We start from the raw sequence: 19,583 nt of genomic DNA, 5'->3' as shown, positions 1-19,583 counted from the left end.
AAAAAAAGGATTGTTTTCAATCCCTTTTTTTATTTGTTGTTATTAGCCTGCCCGATAGTTAGGTGGCTCTTTGGTGATTAGAACATCATGAACATGGCTCTCTTTCATACCTGCGCCAGTAATACGGTAGAATTTCGATTTTGTGCGTAATTCATCGATAGTGCTACAACCTGTTAATCCCATACATGAGCGTAAGCCACCCATTTGTTGATGAATAATCTCTTTTAATAAGCCTTTATAAGCAATTCGGCCTTCAATCCCTTCAGGTACCAGTTTGTCAGCAGCATTATCAGATTGGAAGTAGCGATCTGATGATCCTTTTGCCATAGCACCAAGTGATCCCATACCACGATAAGATTTATAAGCACGACCTTGGAACAATTCGATTTCGCCCGGTGCCTCCTCTGTTCCAGCAAACATTGAGCCAACCATAACACAAGCTGCACCCGCTGCAATAGCTTTAGCAATATCGCCTGAAAAACGGATTCCACCGTCAGCAATAACTGGTATATTGTGTTGTTTCGCTACTTCGACAGCATCCATTATGGCGCTAATTTGCGGCACCCCTACCCCGGTTACGATACGAGTGGTACAAATAGAACCTGGACCAATACCCACTTTTACCGCACTAACACCCGCATCAATTAGTGCTTTAGCACCTTCTCCTGTAGCAACATTACCACCAATAATTTGTAGGTCTGGATAAGCTTGTCTCGCTTGGCGAATACGTTCAAGTACGCCTTCTGAATGGCCGTGAGATGAATCGATAAGTAAAACATCAACCCCTGCCTCAACCAAGGCGGCTATACGCTCTTCGTTACCGGCACCAGCACCAACAGCGGCACCTACCCGCAAACGGCCTTTTTCGTCTTTACATGCATTTGGTTTTTGTTCCGCTTTGTTATAATCTTTAACCGTTATCATGCCTTTTAAATGGAATCTGTCATCGACCACTAAAACCTTTTCAACACGATGTTCATGCATTTTTTTCAATACGCTTTCTCGTGATTCACCTTCTTTAACAGTAACTAAGCGCTCTTTCGGTGTCATCACAGCCGTCACAGACAATGATAAGTCGGTTGCAAAACGAACATCACGAGCCGTGATAATACCAACTAATTCTTGTGTTTCAGTCACAACTGGAAAGCCGGCAAAGCCATACTCTTTAGCTAGGTCGATCACTTGTTTAATAGTCGCCGTTGGTAGTACCGATACTGGGTCTTGCACAATGCCGCTTTCATGTTTTTTAACGCGCTTTACATGTTCAGCTTGAGCTTCAAGAGACATATTTTTATGGATAAAACCAATGCCACCTTCTTGAGCAAGAGCAATAGCAAGTTCGGCTTCGGTAACGGTATCCATTGCAGCAGATAACATTGGAATGTTTAATTTGATGGTTTGCGTCAGTTGAGTTGTAATATCAGCAGTATTGGGTAAAACAGTTGAATGGGCTGGAACTAATAAAACATCATCGAACGTGAGGGCTTCTTTAACTATACGAGACATGACAATATTCACCATTGAGTTGGATTGTTGATAAAATATTGCCGATGTATTCTACTCACTTTCAATATAAAAGACCAGTAGAATTTAATATTTATTTTTCAGGAGTTAACTATCGCACTCTTTTTAATCACTCGCGTTTTTTTCAGCCATTAAAATATAGTTCACATCAATATTACGGCCTAAACGAAATTGGTTACTAAGTAAATGATACTCCATCCCAATAATATCTTTAACGGCTAAATGCGCATGTTCGACCCAATCCATTAATTCAGAAGGACGAATAAAGCGATCAAAATCATGCGTGCCTTTTGGCACTAAGCGTGCAATATATTCCGCGCCATAAATCAGCATAAGTTTTGCTTTATTGTTGCGATTGATAGTGGATAGATAGAGTTGCCCGTTCGGTTTAAGCAGTTTGGCACAGGCATTAATAATAGAAAACGGATCAGGCACATGTTCTAACATCTCCATACAAGTAATCACATCATACTGTGCTAGATAGTGTTCTGCGTGTTGTTCAACAGTCTGTTTTTGGTAATTAATTAAAAGGCCATTTTGCTCAGCATGTAATTTTGCCACCATTAATGATTCTTCAGCAAGATCAATTGCAGTTACATTAGCCGCTAGTTTTGCAAGACTCTCTGACAAAATACCACCACCACAACCAACATCTAATACATTTTTTCCATTTAGATCACCGGATTGTTGTTTTATATAATCTACTCGTAATGGATTAATAATATGTAACGGTTTGCATTGACCATTAGGATCCCACCACTGGGCAGCAAGTTTAGCAAACTTATCTATTTCGTTTAAATCGATATTTTGTGTCATGATTATTTTTTATAAAGAAGTGAATTTTTTATGTAATATATGCGATGAACTGATGATTAGCAACATTACACAATTTTTAACAATGTGTTCTTCAATTTTTTTGAAACTAAAATCATAATTATTCAAAATTCATATAATTATCTTTCTACATTTTTATTTTTATCCACCGTCAGAATAACTATTGTTGAAGTACCTATTTGATTCTCTTTTGGAAGCTATTCAAATGACAAAGATACAAGATTAACAGATTTACAATCAAATAAAATTCCTGCACTTTCGTCTTCTATTTTTTTGCTGTAATCCACAACCATAATTTCTACATCTTTCTTTTTAGTAATAGGATCTGTTTGAGTTTTTATAGTCCATACAACAAGACGTGCTAGTTCATAATCGCTGAAAACAAAAAAAGAGCAAAAATCATCCATAAAATAAGTTTTATACCATCCTCCCTTAAATTCCTATTACTGATGGTAATAGATTATTTACAATTTTCGCTAAATAAATAATTTTTTATTAAAAATTTTATAATTCAGCCTACGACAGTGAACTTATGGTTGGATCCGTCCTCCCGATTCTATTTTTTCTAAACTACCTACACGGCAGTGAACTAGAACACAATATACTATAAATGTTGTTTGCCAAAAGGCATAGTGCATTTATTCTTTTGCCAACCCTTTTTTTAGTATATTTTCAACAATATGATTTTTGTAATCTTTATTTTCCCCGCAAAAAAGGGTTGTCACTAATATAAATTTAATCGCCCTAAAAGATATTTCTACTATTTTTATTGATTGTTTTTTACACTAAACCATTTCAAAACAGCATTCAACTCCACTTTAACGATTTAATTTTTTATTGACTATCGTTATAAATGATAATGTCTTCTTGTTTATAGACTTAATTCATGGCATGATTTAGCGCTTAATTTATCTAAAAATAGTTAGGCTTCGGCTGATGCTAGAAATTAAATATTTAATCAAAAAAACTCAAGGGAAAATATATTCATGAGTACAGGTACTATGAAGAAAAGTCATTCACAGTGGAGCTCTCGCATGGGATTTATGCTTGCAGCTGCTGGTTCTGCTGTGGGTTTAGGTAATATTTGGAAATTTCCATATATGGCAGGTGAGATGGGTGGTTCGGCATTTGTACTCACCTACTTACTATTTATGTTTGTAATTGGCTTGCCTATTTTAGTTTTAGAATGGTTAATTGGTCGCCGCGGACAAAAAAATCCAATCCATACTATGGAAGATGTTGCAGTATCAGAAGGTCGCTCAAAATTATGGCGTTGGGTTGGCATCATTGGGGTACTTGGCTCATTTTTAATTCTCTCGTTTTACAGTGTAATTGGTGGCTGGGCGACCGATTATATCTTTTTAGCTATTAATGGTACGTTTAATGGTGTGGATGGCGAAGCCACTGGACAAATCTTTAGTAGCTTCCTTAGTAATACCGATAGTTTATTAACTTGGCATACCGTATTTATGGCAGCCAATACCATCATTGTTGCAATGGGTGTAGGCGCTGGCTTAGAGCGTGCTTGTAAAGTAATGATGCCAGGTTTAGGGATTCTATTATTAATCTTAGTTGCTTATGCAGCAATCGTAAGTGGATCATCATTTGGCAAAGCATTTGATTTCTTATTCACACCAAACTGGTCTGCATTAAATGGCACAGCAATTTTAGCGGCCTTAGGCCATGCATTTTTTAGCTTGTCATTAGGTATGGGGATTATGATGGCTTATGGTTCTTATCTTGGGAAAGATGTGAACTTACTATCTACTGCTCGCACTGTGGTTATTTTAGACGTTATCGTTGCGATGTTATCAGGTATGGCTATCTTCCCATTAGTATTTGCTAATGGATTAGAAGCGGGTTCTGGTCCTGGCCTTATCTTTGTAACCTTACCAATTGCCTTTGGTAATATGGCTGCCGGTTCGATTTTAGGTTGCTTATTCTTTATCTTTCTAACTTTTGCCGCATTAACTTCGTCAATTTCACTACTTGAACCAACAGTTGAGCTTTTAGAAGAAAAAACTCACATGGGCCGTAAAACAGCAACAGTTGTCAGTAGTGTGTTAATTTGGGCTTTAGGTATCGCTTGTATTTTATCATTCAATGAATGGGCAGACGTTAAACTATTTGATAAAGGTATTTTTGACCTACTTGATTATCTAACCAGTAAAATTATGTTGCCTGTGACAGGATTAGGTACCGTTATCTTCGGTGCTTGGATGATGAATCAAAAAGTTATTCGTAAGGAACTTAACTTAAGCAACTTCTGGTTCGTCGTGTGGACTGTGTTAACTCGCGTCGTTATTCCGGTTGCCGTGGTTCTAATTTTAATTTGTGGATTTTTACCAGAAACTCGATAATTTAATTATCAGCAACAGCCCTGATAACTATCAGGGCTTTTTTTTGCATGATGAATTAAAAAATCAGCAATCAATTGTTTATAACAATATTGTCTCTTGAAATTGTTTTTTTTATTCCCATATAGCATTACAACAATTAATCAAAACATTATGTCAAAGTTAATCAATTAAAACTTAACTCATCGTTGCCGATGATTTTTAATTGAGTTTACTAAATATAGTTGAGGTATTAGTCAATGAGTAAGCAAGGAACTGAAACGCGTGGATTTCAATCCGAAGTTAAACAAATTCTGCATTTAATGATTCACTCTTTATATTCAAATAAAGAAATTTTTTTAAGAGAACTTATTTCAAACGCTTCTGATGCAGCCGACAAACTGCGTTTTAAAGCACTGGAAAATGCAGATTTATATGCGGGTGATGCTGAACTTGGTGTTCGTATTTCAACCGACAAAGAAGCCGGCACCTTAACCATTGCCGATAATGGTATTGGTATGACACGTGATGAAGTCATCGAAAATTTAGGGACGATCGCCAAATCAGGTACTAAAGCCTTTTTAGAATCAATCGGTAGTGATCAGGCTAAAGACAGTCAATTGATTGGTCAATTTGGGGTTGGCTTCTATTCTGCATTTATTGTAGCTGATAAGGTAACAGTAAAAACCCGTGCTGCTACAGCAAATGCTGATCAAGCTGTTATGTGGGAATCAGCAGGTGAAGGTGAATACACTATTTCTGATGCGGAAAAAGAAACTCGCGGTACTGAAATCACTTTACATTTAAAAGAGGATGAAAAAGAGTTTCTAGATGACTGGCGCCTACGTTCAATTATCAGCAAATATTCTGATCACATCTCATTACCAGTTGAAGTGCAAACCACTGACGAAGAGAGCAAAGAAGTTAAGTGGGAAAAAGTCAACAAAGCACAAGCACTTTGGACACGCAGTAAGTCAGAAGTAAGTGATGATGAGTATAAAGAGTTTTATAAACATATTTCACACGATTTTGCTGAGCCACTAAGCTGGAGTCACAATCGTGTTGAAGGTAAACAAGAGTACACTAGTTTGCTTTATATTCCATCTAAAGCACCTTGGGATATGTGGAATCGTGATAATAAACACGGTTTAAAACTATATGTGCAACGTGTGTTTATTATGGACGATGCTGAACAATTTATGCCGAATTATTTACGTTTTGTGAAAGGCCTAATTGATTCAAATGATTTACCATTAAACGTATCTCGCGAAATCTTACAAGATAACAAAGTCACGCAAAACCTACGTAATGCATGTACTAAACGTGTTTTACAAATGCTAGACAAACTTGCCAAAGATGATAAAGAACAATATCAACAATTTTGGAGTGAGTTTGGCCTAGTCTTAAAAGAAGGTTCTGGTGAAGACTATGCAAATCGTGAAGCGATTATGAAATTATTACGCTTTACAACCACGCAAAGCGATAGTGATGCACAAACCGTATCGCTAGAGGATTACCTCAGCCGTATGCAAGAAGGTCAAGAGAAGATCTATTATATTACTGCTGATAGCTACGGTGCAGCGAAAAATAGCCCTCACCTTGAGTTATTCCGTAAAAAAGGTATTGAGGTGTTATTGCTTTCTGATCGTATTGACGAATGGATGATGAGCAATCTAACTGAATTTGATGGCAAACAGTTCCAATCTATCAGTAAATCTGACGAATCAATCGAAAAGTTAGCCGATCAAAATAGTGATGAACAAAAACAAGTTGAAAAAGAGCTTGAACCATTTATTGAACGTGTCAAAAAAGTATTAGGCGACAAAGTTAAAGAAGTTAAATTAACCCATCGTTTAACTGATACACCTGCGATAGTGACTACTGCTGCTGATGAAATGTCAACCCAAATGGCTAAGCTATTTGCCGCAGCAGGACAAAAAGCCCCAGAAATCAAATATACGTTTGAAATTAATCCAGATCATCAACTGGTCAAACGTGTAGCTGATACTCAAGACGAAGCCGCATTTAGCGATTGGGTTGAATTACTATTAGATCAAGCTTTACTGGCTGAAAAAGGTTCGTTAAGTGATCCAAGCAAATTTATTCAAACTATGAATAAACTGCTTGCTCAATAATAAATTAAGTTATTCCGTTAACCCTAAACCCGATATGGCCTACCTGTCGGGTTTTTTTGTTTGTTTTTGATATTTTTTTTGAGATTAATCAATTTATTTTTTTCAAAATTATGAAGTTAATCACACTTTTTTATATTACTGCTTTCCATTTTGATTTAGCGATAGATAATAATCCAACCTTAAAATTCAGATAGAATCTAATGAAAGTTCATAAAATATTAAATAATAATGTTGTAGTGACTTTAGATCTCAAAGGAAATGAATTGATTGTTACTGGCCGAGGAGTTGGCTTTAAAAAACGGGAAGGTGACCTAATCGATCCTAAACTTATCGAAAAACAGTTCTCTTTGCATAATCAAGAAATACTGCCAAAATTTGCTGAACTGCTTTCTGAGATCCCGATCGAAGTTCATACCACATCTGATATTATTATCAATCATGCCAAGCAATTTTTAGGCAGTAAATTACAAGATAGTATCTATATTTCATTAACCGATCATATCTACTTTGCCATAGAGCGACATAAGCAAGGATTTGATATTCCAAATAACTTTATTTGGGAGATAAAAAAATTCTATCCCAAAGAGTACGAAATTGGGTTATATGCCTTAGATGTAATTAAAAAGCGTCTTGGTGTACAACTACACGAAGATGAAGCTGGATTTATTACGTTTCATATTGTGAATGCAGAGCTTAATGATACCATGCCAAATATCGTCAATATGACCAAAATCATGCGCGAAATTTTAAATATCGTTAAGTATCATTTTCGGTTTGAATATGACGAAAATAGCCTTTCCTATCAACGATTTGTGACACATTTAAAGTTTTTCGCGCATCGCATTCTAAGTCAAGGTAAACCTGTTCAGCAAGATTCCACATTGTACGAAATTATCCGCGAAAAATATGAACAAGCCTATTTTTGCACCAAACAGATAGATTTACATTTAATTCAACAATATCAACATCCGCTATCTGATGATGAAAGTTTATACTTAACTATTCACATCGAACGATTGAGAGCGGAACTAAAAAAATAATTATGTGATATAAGTCACAAAATAGCTAACATCTTATCAACAAGTTGGCTCTTTTTATGTTAATTTAATATCAAATTTTGGATTGTTATTGCATTCGTTAATTTTAACGATGCAAGCAAAACCTAAGCCTATGACTATTAGGCTTAGGTTTTTTTTTGCGCTTAAATAAGGATAAGCTATGAAAAATAAACAACTTGCCGAATCAATCATTGAACACATAGGTGGTAAAGACAACATCGTTAGTTTAGTGCACTGTGCGACTAGGCTTCGATTTGTATTAAAAGATGAATCGAAAGCAGACCCAGAAATTATAAAAAAACAAACAGGTGTTATAACTGTTGTTCAAAGCGGTGGGCAATTTCAAGTAGTAATTGGCAACAATGTTGCTGATGTATTTAATGTAATTATGGATATTACAAACCTTAATGAAAAATCGGTTACTGAAGCGACTGGTCCTAAAAAAGGGATTGTGTCACAGTTGATTGATTTAGTATCAAGCATTTTTATTCCGGTTTTAGTGGTACTGGTTGCAGGCGGTATTTTCAAAGGGATTATTGCATTATTACAAGTATGCAAAATTGTTCACGAACAGACGCCAACCTTTAACTTCTTATCAGGGATTGCTGATGCACCATTTTACTATTTACCGATTATTTTAGGTTTTTCTGCGGTTAAAAAATTCGGTGGTAACCCTTATGTTGGTATGGCTATAGGTGGTGCTTTAATCCATCCTGATATTGCTGATATGTTAGGAAAACAAGCCATTGAATTACAAACTGAATTTTTTAATATCCCAATTAAGTTAATTCAGTATAAATCATCTGTATTCCCTGTAATTTTAGCAGCATGGTTCTATTCACTACTTGAACGCAACTTTAACAAAATCATGCATGACTCATTTAAAAAATTCATTTCTCCACTATTAGGTATCATGATTACCGTACCATTAACTTTCGCACTTATTGGACCAGTAGTGGCATTTTTAAGTAATACTGTAGCTAGCGGGATTATTTACGTTTATGAACTTAATTCTGTTATTGCTGGTATGATTTTAGCTGGGCTTTGGCAAGTGATGGTGGTGTTTGGTATTCATTGGGGATTAGTTCCATTTGCAATAAACAATACTATAGTTTACCAACAAGATTTTATGTTACCAATCTTATTCCCTGCTGTATTTGCCCAAGTTGGAGCTGTATTAGCGGTTATGTTACGCAGTAAAGATCCACAAGTTAAAGCCTTAGCAAGTTCATCAGCACTATCAGGGGTATTTGGAGTAACAGAACCTGCCATCTATGGTATTAACTTACCATTAAAACGCCCATTTGTAATTGGATGTGTCTCAGCCATGGTTGGCGGTGGTATTATCGGTTATTTCAAATCTGTTATCTTCTCATTTAGCTTTACGAGTATATTTGCATTTTTACAAATGATTCCAAAAGATGGGTTAGATGATAAATTCTTTGCTGCCGTAATCGGTTCGATAGTCTCATTTGTCATAGCATTGATCGTAACTTACCTATTTGGTATCCCAAAAGAGGAAAAAGTTGACGATACTCTTCAAACGCAATCAGATACCCATGCTGCTAAAGTTAATAATATCATCACTATCTCAAGTCCAATGACGGGTAAACTTATTGACTTAAAAGAAGTGAATGACGCTACCTTTGCTAGTGGTTTAATGGGTAAAGGTGTCGCAATTGTTCCTACCGTTGGCGAAGCGGTAGCACCAGAAGATGGTGAAATCGTCTCATTATTTAGAACCAAACATGCAATCGGATTTCAAACAGATTCTGGAGCAGAAATGCTCATCCACATTGGTATCGATACTGTTAAATTAGATGGTCAACATTTTGAAGCGCATGTTGAAGCTGGTCAAAAAGTGAAAAAAGGTGAGCGACTTGTAAGCTTTGATATTGAAGCAATCAAACATGCAGGCTTTGAAGTCACCACTCCAATCATTATTACTAACAGTGATGACTATCTTGATGTGGAGTGCATCTTTAAACAAGATGATGTTCAACAAGGTGACGCATTATTAGCGTTAAGTGCAAACAAGGAGTAAAACATGGCAAATACTTTTCCAACTGATTTTTTATGGGGTGGCGCAATTGCCGCCAACCAAGTTGAAGGTGCATATTGTGAAGATGGCAAAGGTCTATCGACATCTGACTGCACGCCTAACGGCCTATTTGGTGACATCGTCGATCGCAATAAAGTCGATATTACCAGCATTAAAGATCGGGCTATCGACTTTTATCATCGTTATCCCGAAGACGTAGCACTATTTGCCGAAATGGGATTCACCTGTTTAAGAACATCTATCGCTTGGACTAGAATCTTCCCAAATGGTGATGAAGAACAACCAAATGAAAAAGGGCTAGCCTTTTATGACAAGCTGTTTGACGAAATGTTAAAACACAACATTACGCCACTTGTCACTTTATCGCATTACGAAATGCCCTACTATCTTGTAACTCAATATGGTGGTTGGGGAAATCGTAAAGTCATCGAATTTTTTACCCGCTATGCTAAAACCGTGTTTGAACGTTACAAAGATAAAGTGAAGTATTGGTTAACTTTTAATGAAATTAATATGTCACTACACGAACCATTCACCGGAGTTGGTTTAGCTCGTAATAGCAGTAAGGCTGATATTTACCAAGCGATTCATCATCAATTAGTCGCAAGTGGGCGAGCGGTAAAATTGTGTCATCAAATCATTCCTGATGCTAAAATTGGTAACATGTTACTTGGCGCTATCGCCTACCCGCTTACCCCAAAACCTGAAGATGTTTGGGCGACACATCTAGAAAATCATGGTTGGTTATTTTTTGGTGATGTACAGGCTCGCGGTTATTATCCAACCTACATGAATCGTTACTTTAAAGAGAACAATATTGAGTTAACGATAACCGATCAAGACCGTGACGATCTAAAAGAAACCATCGACTTTATCTCGTTTAGTTACTATATGAGTTGTTGTGGAACAGCAGACGATTCTCTTCGCCAAAAAGGTAATATTCTTGATATGGTACCAAACCCTCATCTAAAAGCATCTGAATGGGGCTGGCAGATCGACCCGATTGGCATTCGTTACCTTTTAAATCTACTTTACGAACGTTTTCAAAAACCGCTGTTTATTGTTGAAAACGGCTTAGGAGCTAAAGATAAACTTGAAACCGATGGTACAGTTAATGATGATTATCGTATTAATTATATGAACGATCACCTTGTACAAATTCGCGAAGCCATAAATGACGGTGTTGAAGTTATGGGATATACCAGTTGGGGGCCAATTGATCTCATTAGTGCGTCAAAAGCTGAAGTTACTAAACGATATGGTTTTATTTATGTGGATTTAAACCAAGATGGTTCTGGTACACTAAAGCGCTATAAAAAGAAAAGCTTCTATTGGTACCAGTCTGTTATTTCATCCAAAGGAGCGACATTAAAATAATAATGATGCAGGTAGGGTTTACGTGCCTTTACCTGCGACTTTATTCAGTATAACTATAACTTAATGCCACACGGGGCTAATGATGAAAAATAAAACCATTAAAACATTACTCACCACCAGTTTACTGGTATTAACAGCAATCTCTACTGGATGCAGTAGCCATCAACCAAGTAAGGCTGCTAATGCTAATAGTGATGATGCAATCACCATCTATTTTGTTAGACATGGTAAAACGCTATTTAATACCTATGATCGAGTTCAAGGCTGGGCGGATTCACCATTAACCGATCAAGGAATTAAAACTGCTCGCTATTTAGGCGAAGGATTTAAAGAGAAACAAATCGAATTTGATGCTTATTATACTAGTGATGCCGGTCGCCAACGTGAAACCATGCAAGTATTGTTAAAACAAAAAGGCGTGGAAGATTACAAAATCAATGAATTAAAAGGGTTAAGAGAAGTCTTTTATGGAGGATTTGAAGGTGGTAGCAATGCCAATATGGTATCGGCAGCGATGAAAACACTAGGTTATAAATCGGTTGATACCTTCTATAAAAGCTATGCACAGGGACAAATTCCAGTAGCAGAACTGACCAACGCTATTGCTAAAAGTGATTATAAACATGACGCGGAGAACTTCGTTCGCGTTAAACAACGAACACAATACGCATTGAATATGATCGTAAAAAATGCTCAGTATCGAAATCAAAAAAATATATTGGTGATTTCATCTGGGATGTCAATGCAAGCCATGATTTCAGATTTGACTGATAACGCTGAAAAAAATAAACCATTATCCAATGCTACTGTAATTAAAATTGTTTACCAAAATGGTAAATATAATGTCGTTGAAATTGGTAATATGGACTACGTTAATCAAGGAAAATCAGCACTAATTGATTAAATCATTTAACATAAAAATAAACTAATACCACAATAAAATCAGTTAAATAATAGGATTAGTCGAATAGGATTGTTACTGTTTTTGCAGGCAAAACCTAAATATCAACTCAAGCAATATTGTTTGGGTGGTATTTAGGTTTTTTTTTGGAGAATTTTTTTAAAGGATAGGAAATAACAATGAAAATAAAATATGTTTCATTAGCAGTACTTAACTTTATATGCTTTGTAGCGATGGCTGCAGATTCAAATTCGGCGAATGCAGAAAAAAGTCTTTCAGATAAAAGTTTTTTAGACCAAAACTTTTTTAAAGATACTAAATTTGAATTCTCAACACGTAACCATTGGAAGTATTTAAAGGAAAACGCATCCCAACCTAAAGAAGTTCACAGTGCATGGGGCCAAGCATTCACGTTTAACTATAAATCTGGTTATTGGTTAGATCTCCTCGGATTCGACTTTACATACGACAATGTTATCAAACTTGGCGCCAGTGATTACTTTGCTACTCGTAATTTACTTTATAATGATGGCAAAAAAGCAGATAAACATAATGCTCACGGTTTTAACAAATTTACGCAACGTTATGCTAAAGTAAAACTTGGTAATAAAGATATTAATTTTAATGGTAAAGCAGGTTGGCATAGTTTAAAAGATATGGGGATAATTAGTTCATCGCAACATTTAACCCGTAACAGTTATCTCGGCTATAGTGGAACACTTAAATACTCTAATTTGGCGTTATCACTAGCTTATATAGATAGTACTTTACCTCGTGAATCGGCTAAAAAAGTGCATTTTTATAGTTTAGATAGAAAGTATGTAATTGATAATATCAAAACTGCTGAAATCGCCTATAACGATAAAGTAATTAAACTTGACTACTCTTATGGTGTAGCAAAAGATTACATTAAACGTCATGCGATTGAGTTTTCTTATAAACCGATGGAAAAACTAAGCTTTGGCTCACAAATCTATGGCAGTACTGCTCTTAAAAATCATGACAAAATGAAAGCCAATGTTCGTGATTTTGATGATTCAGCGTGGCATTATGCAGCCGATGTTGAATGGAAAGAAGCTGACTGGAGCGCTAAATTCGGAATCGCTTATACTGATGCTAACCGTAAAGGAGCTATTGGTTTTTATGGACGACATTTAGGTAAAAATAATCGTGGTCGCTACAACGGTATGGCAGCAGCCGGAGCTGACTATATGCGTGATGGCGAAATCGTATTATCTAGCGTATTAGGTTACAACTTTTTTAAAGATAACACCACTGGGTTGTATCTAAACTATGGAGAATTTAACTATAAACACGAAACTCTAAAAAATGGCGAAATCAATGTGTTTAACATTTTTAAGCCAACAAGTGGCACATTTAAAAACCTTTCGATTTTGTCAAAATTTGGTTACGGTTGGTCTTATAAAACCATGAGCAGTAAAGACGTTACCCCTAAATTAAGGGACGGTAAAGCTCAACGTTCACCGACATTATCAGCAGAAACCGTTATTGATTATCGATTCAACTTGTTATAAAAGGACGAAACTATGAAGAAACTTATTAAACTTATTGGCTTAACCGCTATTCTTACAGCGTCAGTTGCGCAATCATTTGCTGCCGATGTGAATATCTATTTTACTCGTCACGGTAAAACTATGTTCAATAATGTACATCGTGCTCAAGGATGGTCAGACACCCCACTAACCAAACCTGGTATCGAAGTGGCAGAACAACTTGGTCGTGGTCTAAAAGGTATCGACTTTATTTCGGTATACTCGAGTGATTCAGGCCGAGCAAGACAAACTGCACGCATCGTGCTTGAATCTAAAGGTGAAACCAAATTTAACATCAACGAAATGGAAGGATTGCGTGAAACTTGTTTTGGTGATTTTGAAGGTGATCTTGATCCAAACATGTGGAATCCGGCAGCACAACACCTAGGTTATGAATCTGACAAAGCCCTAATGGCAGATTTAGCTAAAGGTAAAGTCACCCTAAAAAAAATGATGGATGCCATCAAAGCTGTTGAAAAATCAGGCGAAGCTGAGGACTACAATGCTGTTAAAACTCGTATGCAAGCATCACTAAAAGCGATTGCAAAGTCAGCTCAAGAAAAAGGTGGTGGTAATGTTCTTGTTGTTTCACACGGCATGGCAATCATGGCGATGGTTGAAGAAATGATGGACAAACCAATCACTAGCGGACTTGGTAACGCAAGCGTAACTAAAATTCGTTATACTGATGATGGTAAATTCATTGTTGAATCACTAGGCGACATGAGCTATGTCGAAAAAGGCAAAGCTAACAAATAACTTGCCTAAAAAGACTCATCTAGGTGAGTCTTTTCTTTATAACATCGCCATGTTTACCGTATAAAAATCCGCTATAATAAAACAGTTGATAATCGCCAAAGTAAGGATTTTTTATGTTCTACATCAGTCACTATTCCTCACCAATGGGAAAAATCACCCTCGCTAGTCAACACAATAAGTTAGTTGGTGTCTGGATTGAAGGACAAAAATATTTTGGTCAAATGCTAAACGCTAACAAAAAAGAAATGGCTAATTTAGCGATCTTTAACCAAACCAAACATTGGTTAGATGATTACTTTTCCGGTAAAAGACCCGCAATTAGCCAATTAACTTTGGCGCCACAAGGTAGTGAGTTTAGACATATGGTGTGGGACATATTGATAAAAATTCCTTACGGCGAGGTGACCACCTATGGTGATATTGCTAAACAGATAGGTTCAAAAATCAATAAACCCCGCATGTCTAGTCAAGCAGTAGGTGGCGCCGTCGGGCATAATCCACTATCTATAATTATTCCTTGTCACCGCGTAGTAGGAGCTAATGGTAATTTAACCGGTTATGCTGGAGGGATTGATAAAAAAATTTGGTTACTTAAACACGAGAAAGTTAAAATGCTTCATTTTGAATCCAAATGTAGCATCGCTATTTGATAGTAATCTAAATCCAATGCCATTAAAAATTTAAAAAAACTTACCTCTAGCTTTTTTCGGCTGAAAAAATGATGTAACTATCGTTAAAAATTCTTGATAATTTTCACTTGTTATAATTAATTATTAGATTTATAACATATGATTTAAAGCCAGAAATAAAATTTCAATCAAATTAACTAAATAACAACCTAGATCTTAAACTCACAAAGGTAGTTTCATAAAATAGCAATATCTCACCATATCGAGAGTATTGCATTAATTTTTAGAGATTTTAATATCAAATCATTACAGATATTGAGGACATTAGATAAATAATTTTGTAGATTATTATACTTAACGTCCTCATAAAGCTGATTAATTTTAGTTAACATCAACCATACAGACTATAAAATCAGGACAATGCTCACATCTTGAATCAACACCTAAATGCCCAGAACTTGCATCTACATCAACCCGTCTTGCTGGATTATTCGGATCGATGTCCTTAGTCCAATACCTATCGGTTGTAACCGAAGACCAACGTGATTCAGGATAAGCTTTTCGAATTGTATAACCCCACTCAGGTAATACGCCTTGACCGATAGCTCTTGTATAGCCATTATTCATAAGAAAATCCATGTTAAGTATAGCTGGGTTCATTGGAGCATTGGTTAAATCTTGGTATGACGGTAAATTGTCTTCGCTACATATAGTAATAGCATTATCCCATTGTGTCTTATAATCACCAGTTGGATATCTAGGATTATATGGATAAACCCAGATTCTTGTAGGATTAAAGGTATAATTAACTTTGAACGATGGTTCTAGCTTCGATTTTATTTGAACAGTTATTGAACCATTTGGTTTTCTTTCAAGAAGAACTTTGCCATTTTCATCAACTGATACACCTGTGGAATCACCAACAAATGAATATTCATAATCCGTTTGTGCACCACTAACCACTAAGTGAAATGAAGCACCAGGAAAACCTGTTGTCGGAAAACGTTCACCAGATGGATTAACTTTAAAACCATAATTAGGCACATAGTCTGAAGAATAACCCCCACCGACTGCACTCCTTCTTGATATTAAGGTGGTATTATTCCAACCTTTATGCTCATTCATATAATTAAAACTCAACCATTGAAATTGAGGAAATTTTTTTAATGAGTTTGGTGCTACATAGCATAATTCTGGATTCGAAGCTATTTTATACTTTACCAAAATATCGCTAAAATCTCCTTGACGAGGAACTCCATATTTTGAGTTAGGTTTTACACCAATATGAATTTTTAATTGCAAAGGCATTTTAAATCCACTACCACAGCCAATAATACTGCCATATTGACTCCTAGATATTTCTTCACCCTCCGCATCATACCATTCATAAGAAACATTAGAATTAAGCGTAAACGGCTCCACATCATCAGCAATATCCCCATTCTCATCAAAATAATTCAAAGATCTGTCTAAATTACTCATTAAATAAGAAGGTTGGATAACAAAATCACTTAATTGATAACTACCGTTAAATTTTTTTATCTGATCACTTATTATATTTCCTTTCTCTTGACTATAATATATTCCACCAACCGTAAAGCCTAATTTTTGCCATGATGTTCCCATAATAAATTCTGGTTTACTGGCGTGAATTATATTAGTCGTATGAACGGTAATAGCATACGCTGTAGAAAATAACGACAGAAAAATAGGAATTATAAGCACGAAAAAGATTTTATTTATATTAAAAAATAAAATATTAATTATTTTGAATATTGTTTTGTACATAAAGGATAACTAAGTAAACTAAAAAAAGAAATTAAAGAAAAGGCACAAAATATAGATTTGTAAATTAAATGATAATTTTTTTGACTAATTATCCTATGCAGGATTATAGAATATTGATTAGGATTTGATTTTAACATATCTTTGCTGCTCCATATCAGGCCTTAACAGTAAATCACAAATATATACAATAATATATATTTTTTATGAGATACTTTACCAGTAACTTTCCTAAGCTTCATCAACTTAAGCGAAATAGTATGTTAAATTAAAATAAAGTATTTGTATTTTTTTTAGTGTAAAGATTTGTTAACCCCATTGAATATAATGCATTTTTGCGTCATAACTATCACCATCATTTATTGAAAATAACTCTTTTTAATATCACAAAATTAGCAATTCTTTATAAAAATTTGAATTTTAATTTAATGTTTTAAATTATGATATATATTTTTTATATTAATACATTATAAATCTGGTTAAATCCCACCATAATTAAACAGTGTCATAAAAATCGGCATAATTAAGGTTAATAAAAAACCTTGAACGATTGCGGGGGGCACGATGCTGACGCCTGCACCTTTTTGTAACATGGGTAAAGTGAAATCCATTGAGGTAGCACCGCATAAACCTAATGCAGTGAGTTTGTAACGTTTAATTAAAGTTGGAATTAGAATGATAGCACATAACTCGCGTAAAATGTCATTTAGGAAGGTTGCGCTACCTATGATTGGCCCATGAGCTTCCGTCATGAGAATCCCTGACAATGAATACCAACCAAATCCCGATGACATTGCCAACCCCACTCGCATTGGCTGGGACATTATTAGTGCAGCGACAATGCCACCTAAAAACGTGCTTAGTATTACAATTACTGTGGTGGCTATCCCAACCTTGTTGAGTAGGATCTGTTTTAGTGAGATGTTGTTACTACGAAGTTGTATACCAATAAGGAGTAGTAAAAAGACCAAGACAACTTTAGTTATATCTTCACTATATTGCCAAATAACAAGTGGAAAAAGTCCAATAATAAAACCAGCAATTAGTGCAATACATACTTTTAGTGATTCTAAGATCATTTTGAGTCGTGACTCGTACGTTTGGACACTGTGAGTAGTGCGCCATGGTAAGAGCAAGTCAACTAGTGCTAAGAAGATGAAATTACCACCAAAGGTGCAGATAAAGATAATGCTGGTATAAAATAAGATGACTTTTAAGTTAGTGACAAGGTTATCGAGGTGAGCCAATTCGGTCCCCATTATAAACAAGATAAAATAAACCATCCAGCTTAGAACTTGGTTTATTTTGGCGATCCATTTTTGCTCTTTAAATCTAATCAAATAACCTAGACATAACGGTACTAAAGCAATAAGAATACCAAAATACATGTTCTATTCCTTACAAATATTTTTATTTTAAAATGTAAAACTTGGGTCTTTTATAGATCGCTTGCCATTTTGGGCAAGCAACTTTCTTATAAATACAGTAATTGATACAATTAAGTTAATGATGCTAATTGTGTTTCAATTTTATTCTGAAGTTCATCCAATAATGCATAACGGTTACGATACTCAGAACGTTTTTTACTGGCAATCTCTTCGATTGATTTTCGGTTGATTTGTGTTGGTAAGATAAATAACGATCTTTCGTCTTGTTTGCCGTCAATGGTTAACCAAAAATCATCATAGTCAGATAAGATTCTCTCTTGTCGACTGTTATAGCGCCAGTTGTTGTAGACATGAGTTTTATTACCTACAGCAATGATCTGCTCTAGTTGAAAAAAACGAGCAATGATTAATGCTGCTTCCATCACCACACGTTTAGGAAATAGACCATAACATTGTTTTGTTGCTTGTTGTACTCTAGTACGGGCCTCGTGATGACCGGTGCCTTGTAATCCTGCAATAAACAGTGTCGGTTTTTGTTGATGTTGAGTGATGGTGAAAGTTAACGTGGCTAAATCAATGCCATCATTGTCATAAAAATACAAACTTAGCTCGCCTTCACGTGCAAATTTGTTACGCGCTTGGATAGCTATTTTTATATTGGCTTCGTTTTTAGCTGTAACGCTTGCCAGTTCAAATGCTAAATCTGGGTTGTAGAAAGCTTTAGTCATGCTATCAGGACGATTAGCTAAAAAATCATAATGATAAGCCAGCGCCTCAAACCGTTCTTGTTGACTTAAACAAGAAGATAAATAAGGACGTTGTAATTTACACGGTAAATTGCTTTGGCATGATAGATAGTAGCCAAGTAGTGGATATTGTCTTAATTTATCCAATAATTTCAGCGTAATATGACTTAAAAATAAAGTTCTGAAAAAAAATTTATAACGATAAGTCGCTTTAAGCCAAAGTTCATTAAGCGGGAGTTTACCTGTACAAAGCCAGTTAAAAAGTTGCCATTTACTTTTAGGCTGGGACATATTCGTAATATTGTTCATAAGCAGAAAAATGTATTCGTAAATTTATAAAAAACTATATGTGGCTAAATTATCAAATATCAATTTGATATTAATATGAAATTTAGATGTTTTTAAGTAAGCTAATAAGAGTACAACACAACCTCAGTCAACGCAACCCTTGCGAGGCTATGTAATAAATAAAAAACGGTGAACTAGGTCACCGTTT

The 19,583-nt window shown here is 35.5% G+C and carries 15 protein-coding genes; 9 read left to right on the top strand and 6 right to left on the bottom strand.

Annotation, left to right across the window (positions count from 1 at the left end):
• Positions 1–42: 42 nt before the first annotated feature.
• The 3 genes from guaB to DKK79_RS05525 form a co-directional block, all read right to left on the bottom strand.
• Positions 43–1,506, bottom strand: coding sequence for an IMP dehydrogenase (guaB, locus tag DKK79_RS05535; RefSeq protein WP_110423190.1), 1,464 nt, complete (start codon positions 1,504–1,506; stop codon positions 43–45).
• 123 nt (positions 1,507–1,629) lie between these two features.
• Entirely contained in the window at positions 1,630–2,340 is a 711-nt protein-coding gene (gene ubiG, locus DKK79_RS05530; protein ID WP_110423189.1) for a bifunctional 2-polyprenyl-6-hydroxyphenol methylase/3-demethylubiquinol 3-O-methyltransferase UbiG, read from the bottom strand.
• Between the two features lie 215 nt (positions 2,341–2,555).
• On the bottom strand, positions 2,556–2,765 hold the full coding sequence (locus DKK79_RS05525; protein WP_110423188.1) for a hypothetical protein: 210 nt from the start codon (positions 2,763–2,765) through the stop codon (positions 2,556–2,558).
• A 579-nt stretch (positions 2,766–3,344) separates the two neighbouring features.
• Between DKK79_RS05525 and DKK79_RS05520 the strand changes: the two genes are divergently transcribed.
• The 9 genes from DKK79_RS05520 (at position 3,345) to DKK79_RS05480 (ending at position 15,189) form a co-directional block, all read left to right on the top strand.
• The gene (locus DKK79_RS05520) at positions 3,345–4,718 is read left to right on the top strand and encodes a sodium-dependent transporter (RefSeq protein WP_220019009.1); all 1,374 of its coding nucleotides are present in this window, start codon (positions 3,345–3,347) and stop codon (positions 4,716–4,718) included.
• 236 nt (positions 4,719–4,954) lie between these two features.
• Entirely contained in the window at positions 4,955–6,829 is a 1,875-nt protein-coding gene (htpG, locus tag DKK79_RS05515) for a molecular chaperone HtpG (protein ID WP_110423187.1), read from the top strand.
• Between the two features lie 200 nt (positions 6,830–7,029).
• On the top strand, positions 7,030–7,869 hold the full coding sequence (gene licT / locus DKK79_RS05510; protein WP_110423186.1) for a BglG family transcription antiterminator LicT: 840 nt from the start codon (positions 7,030–7,032) through the stop codon (positions 7,867–7,869).
• Positions 7,870–8,047: 178 nt separating this feature from the next.
• Complete coding sequence (locus DKK79_RS05505) at positions 8,048–9,931, top strand: beta-glucoside-specific PTS transporter subunit IIABC (RefSeq protein ID WP_110423185.1); 1,884 nt, start codon at positions 8,048–8,050, stop codon at positions 9,929–9,931.
• A gap of 3 nt (positions 9,932–9,934) precedes the next feature.
• Positions 9,935–11,326 carry a glycoside hydrolase family 1 protein gene (locus DKK79_RS05500; protein WP_110423184.1) on the top strand — a complete coding sequence of 464 codons (1,392 nt, stop codon included), beginning with the start codon at positions 9,935–9,937 and terminating at the stop codon, positions 11,324–11,326.
• 82 nt (positions 11,327–11,408) lie between these two features.
• Positions 11,409–12,230: a histidine phosphatase family protein gene (locus tag DKK79_RS05495; RefSeq protein WP_110423183.1), complete on the top strand. Its 822-nt coding sequence runs from the start codon at positions 11,409–11,411 to the stop codon at positions 12,228–12,230.
• Between the two features lie 176 nt (positions 12,231–12,406).
• The gene (locus tag DKK79_RS05490) at positions 12,407–13,762 is read left to right on the top strand and encodes an OprD family outer membrane porin (RefSeq protein ID WP_110423182.1); all 1,356 of its coding nucleotides are present in this window, start codon (positions 12,407–12,409) and stop codon (positions 13,760–13,762) included.
• Positions 13,763–13,774: 12 nt separating this feature from the next.
• Positions 13,775–14,539 carry a histidine phosphatase family protein gene (locus DKK79_RS05485; RefSeq protein ID WP_110423181.1) on the top strand — a complete coding sequence of 255 codons (765 nt, stop codon included), beginning with the start codon at positions 13,775–13,777 and terminating at the stop codon, positions 14,537–14,539.
• Positions 14,540–14,652: 113 nt separating this feature from the next.
• Positions 14,653–15,189: a methylated-DNA--[protein]-cysteine S-methyltransferase gene (locus tag DKK79_RS05480; RefSeq protein ID WP_110423180.1), complete on the top strand. Its 537-nt coding sequence runs from the start codon at positions 14,653–14,655 to the stop codon at positions 15,187–15,189.
• Between the two features lie 360 nt (positions 15,190–15,549).
• On the opposite strand, the gene DKK79_RS05475 is transcribed toward DKK79_RS05480, so the two are convergent.
• The 3 genes from DKK79_RS05475 to DKK79_RS05465 form a co-directional block, all read right to left on the bottom strand.
• On the bottom strand, positions 15,550–16,794 hold the full coding sequence (locus tag DKK79_RS05475; RefSeq protein WP_110423179.1) for a hypothetical protein: 1,245 nt from the start codon (positions 16,792–16,794) through the stop codon (positions 15,550–15,552).
• Between the two features lie 638 nt (positions 16,795–17,432).
• A complete protein-coding gene (locus tag DKK79_RS05470) occupies positions 17,433–18,341 on the bottom strand; it encodes a lysine exporter LysO family protein (RefSeq protein WP_110423178.1) in 909 nt (302 codons plus the stop codon).
• 110 nt (positions 18,342–18,451) lie between these two features.
• The gene (locus DKK79_RS05465) at positions 18,452–19,396 is read right to left on the bottom strand and encodes a VirK/YbjX family protein (RefSeq protein WP_110423177.1); all 945 of its coding nucleotides are present in this window, start codon (positions 19,394–19,396) and stop codon (positions 18,452–18,454) included.
• Positions 19,397–19,583 lie beyond the last annotated feature (187 nt).

Source organism: Gilliamella apicola (assembly GCF_003202915.1).
GTDB lineage: Bacteria > Pseudomonadota > Gammaproteobacteria > Enterobacterales > Orbaceae > Gilliamella > Gilliamella apicola_Q.
The sequence above is the reverse complement of the archived record's forward strand: the minus strand, read 5'-3'. Positions and strand labels throughout refer to the sequence as shown.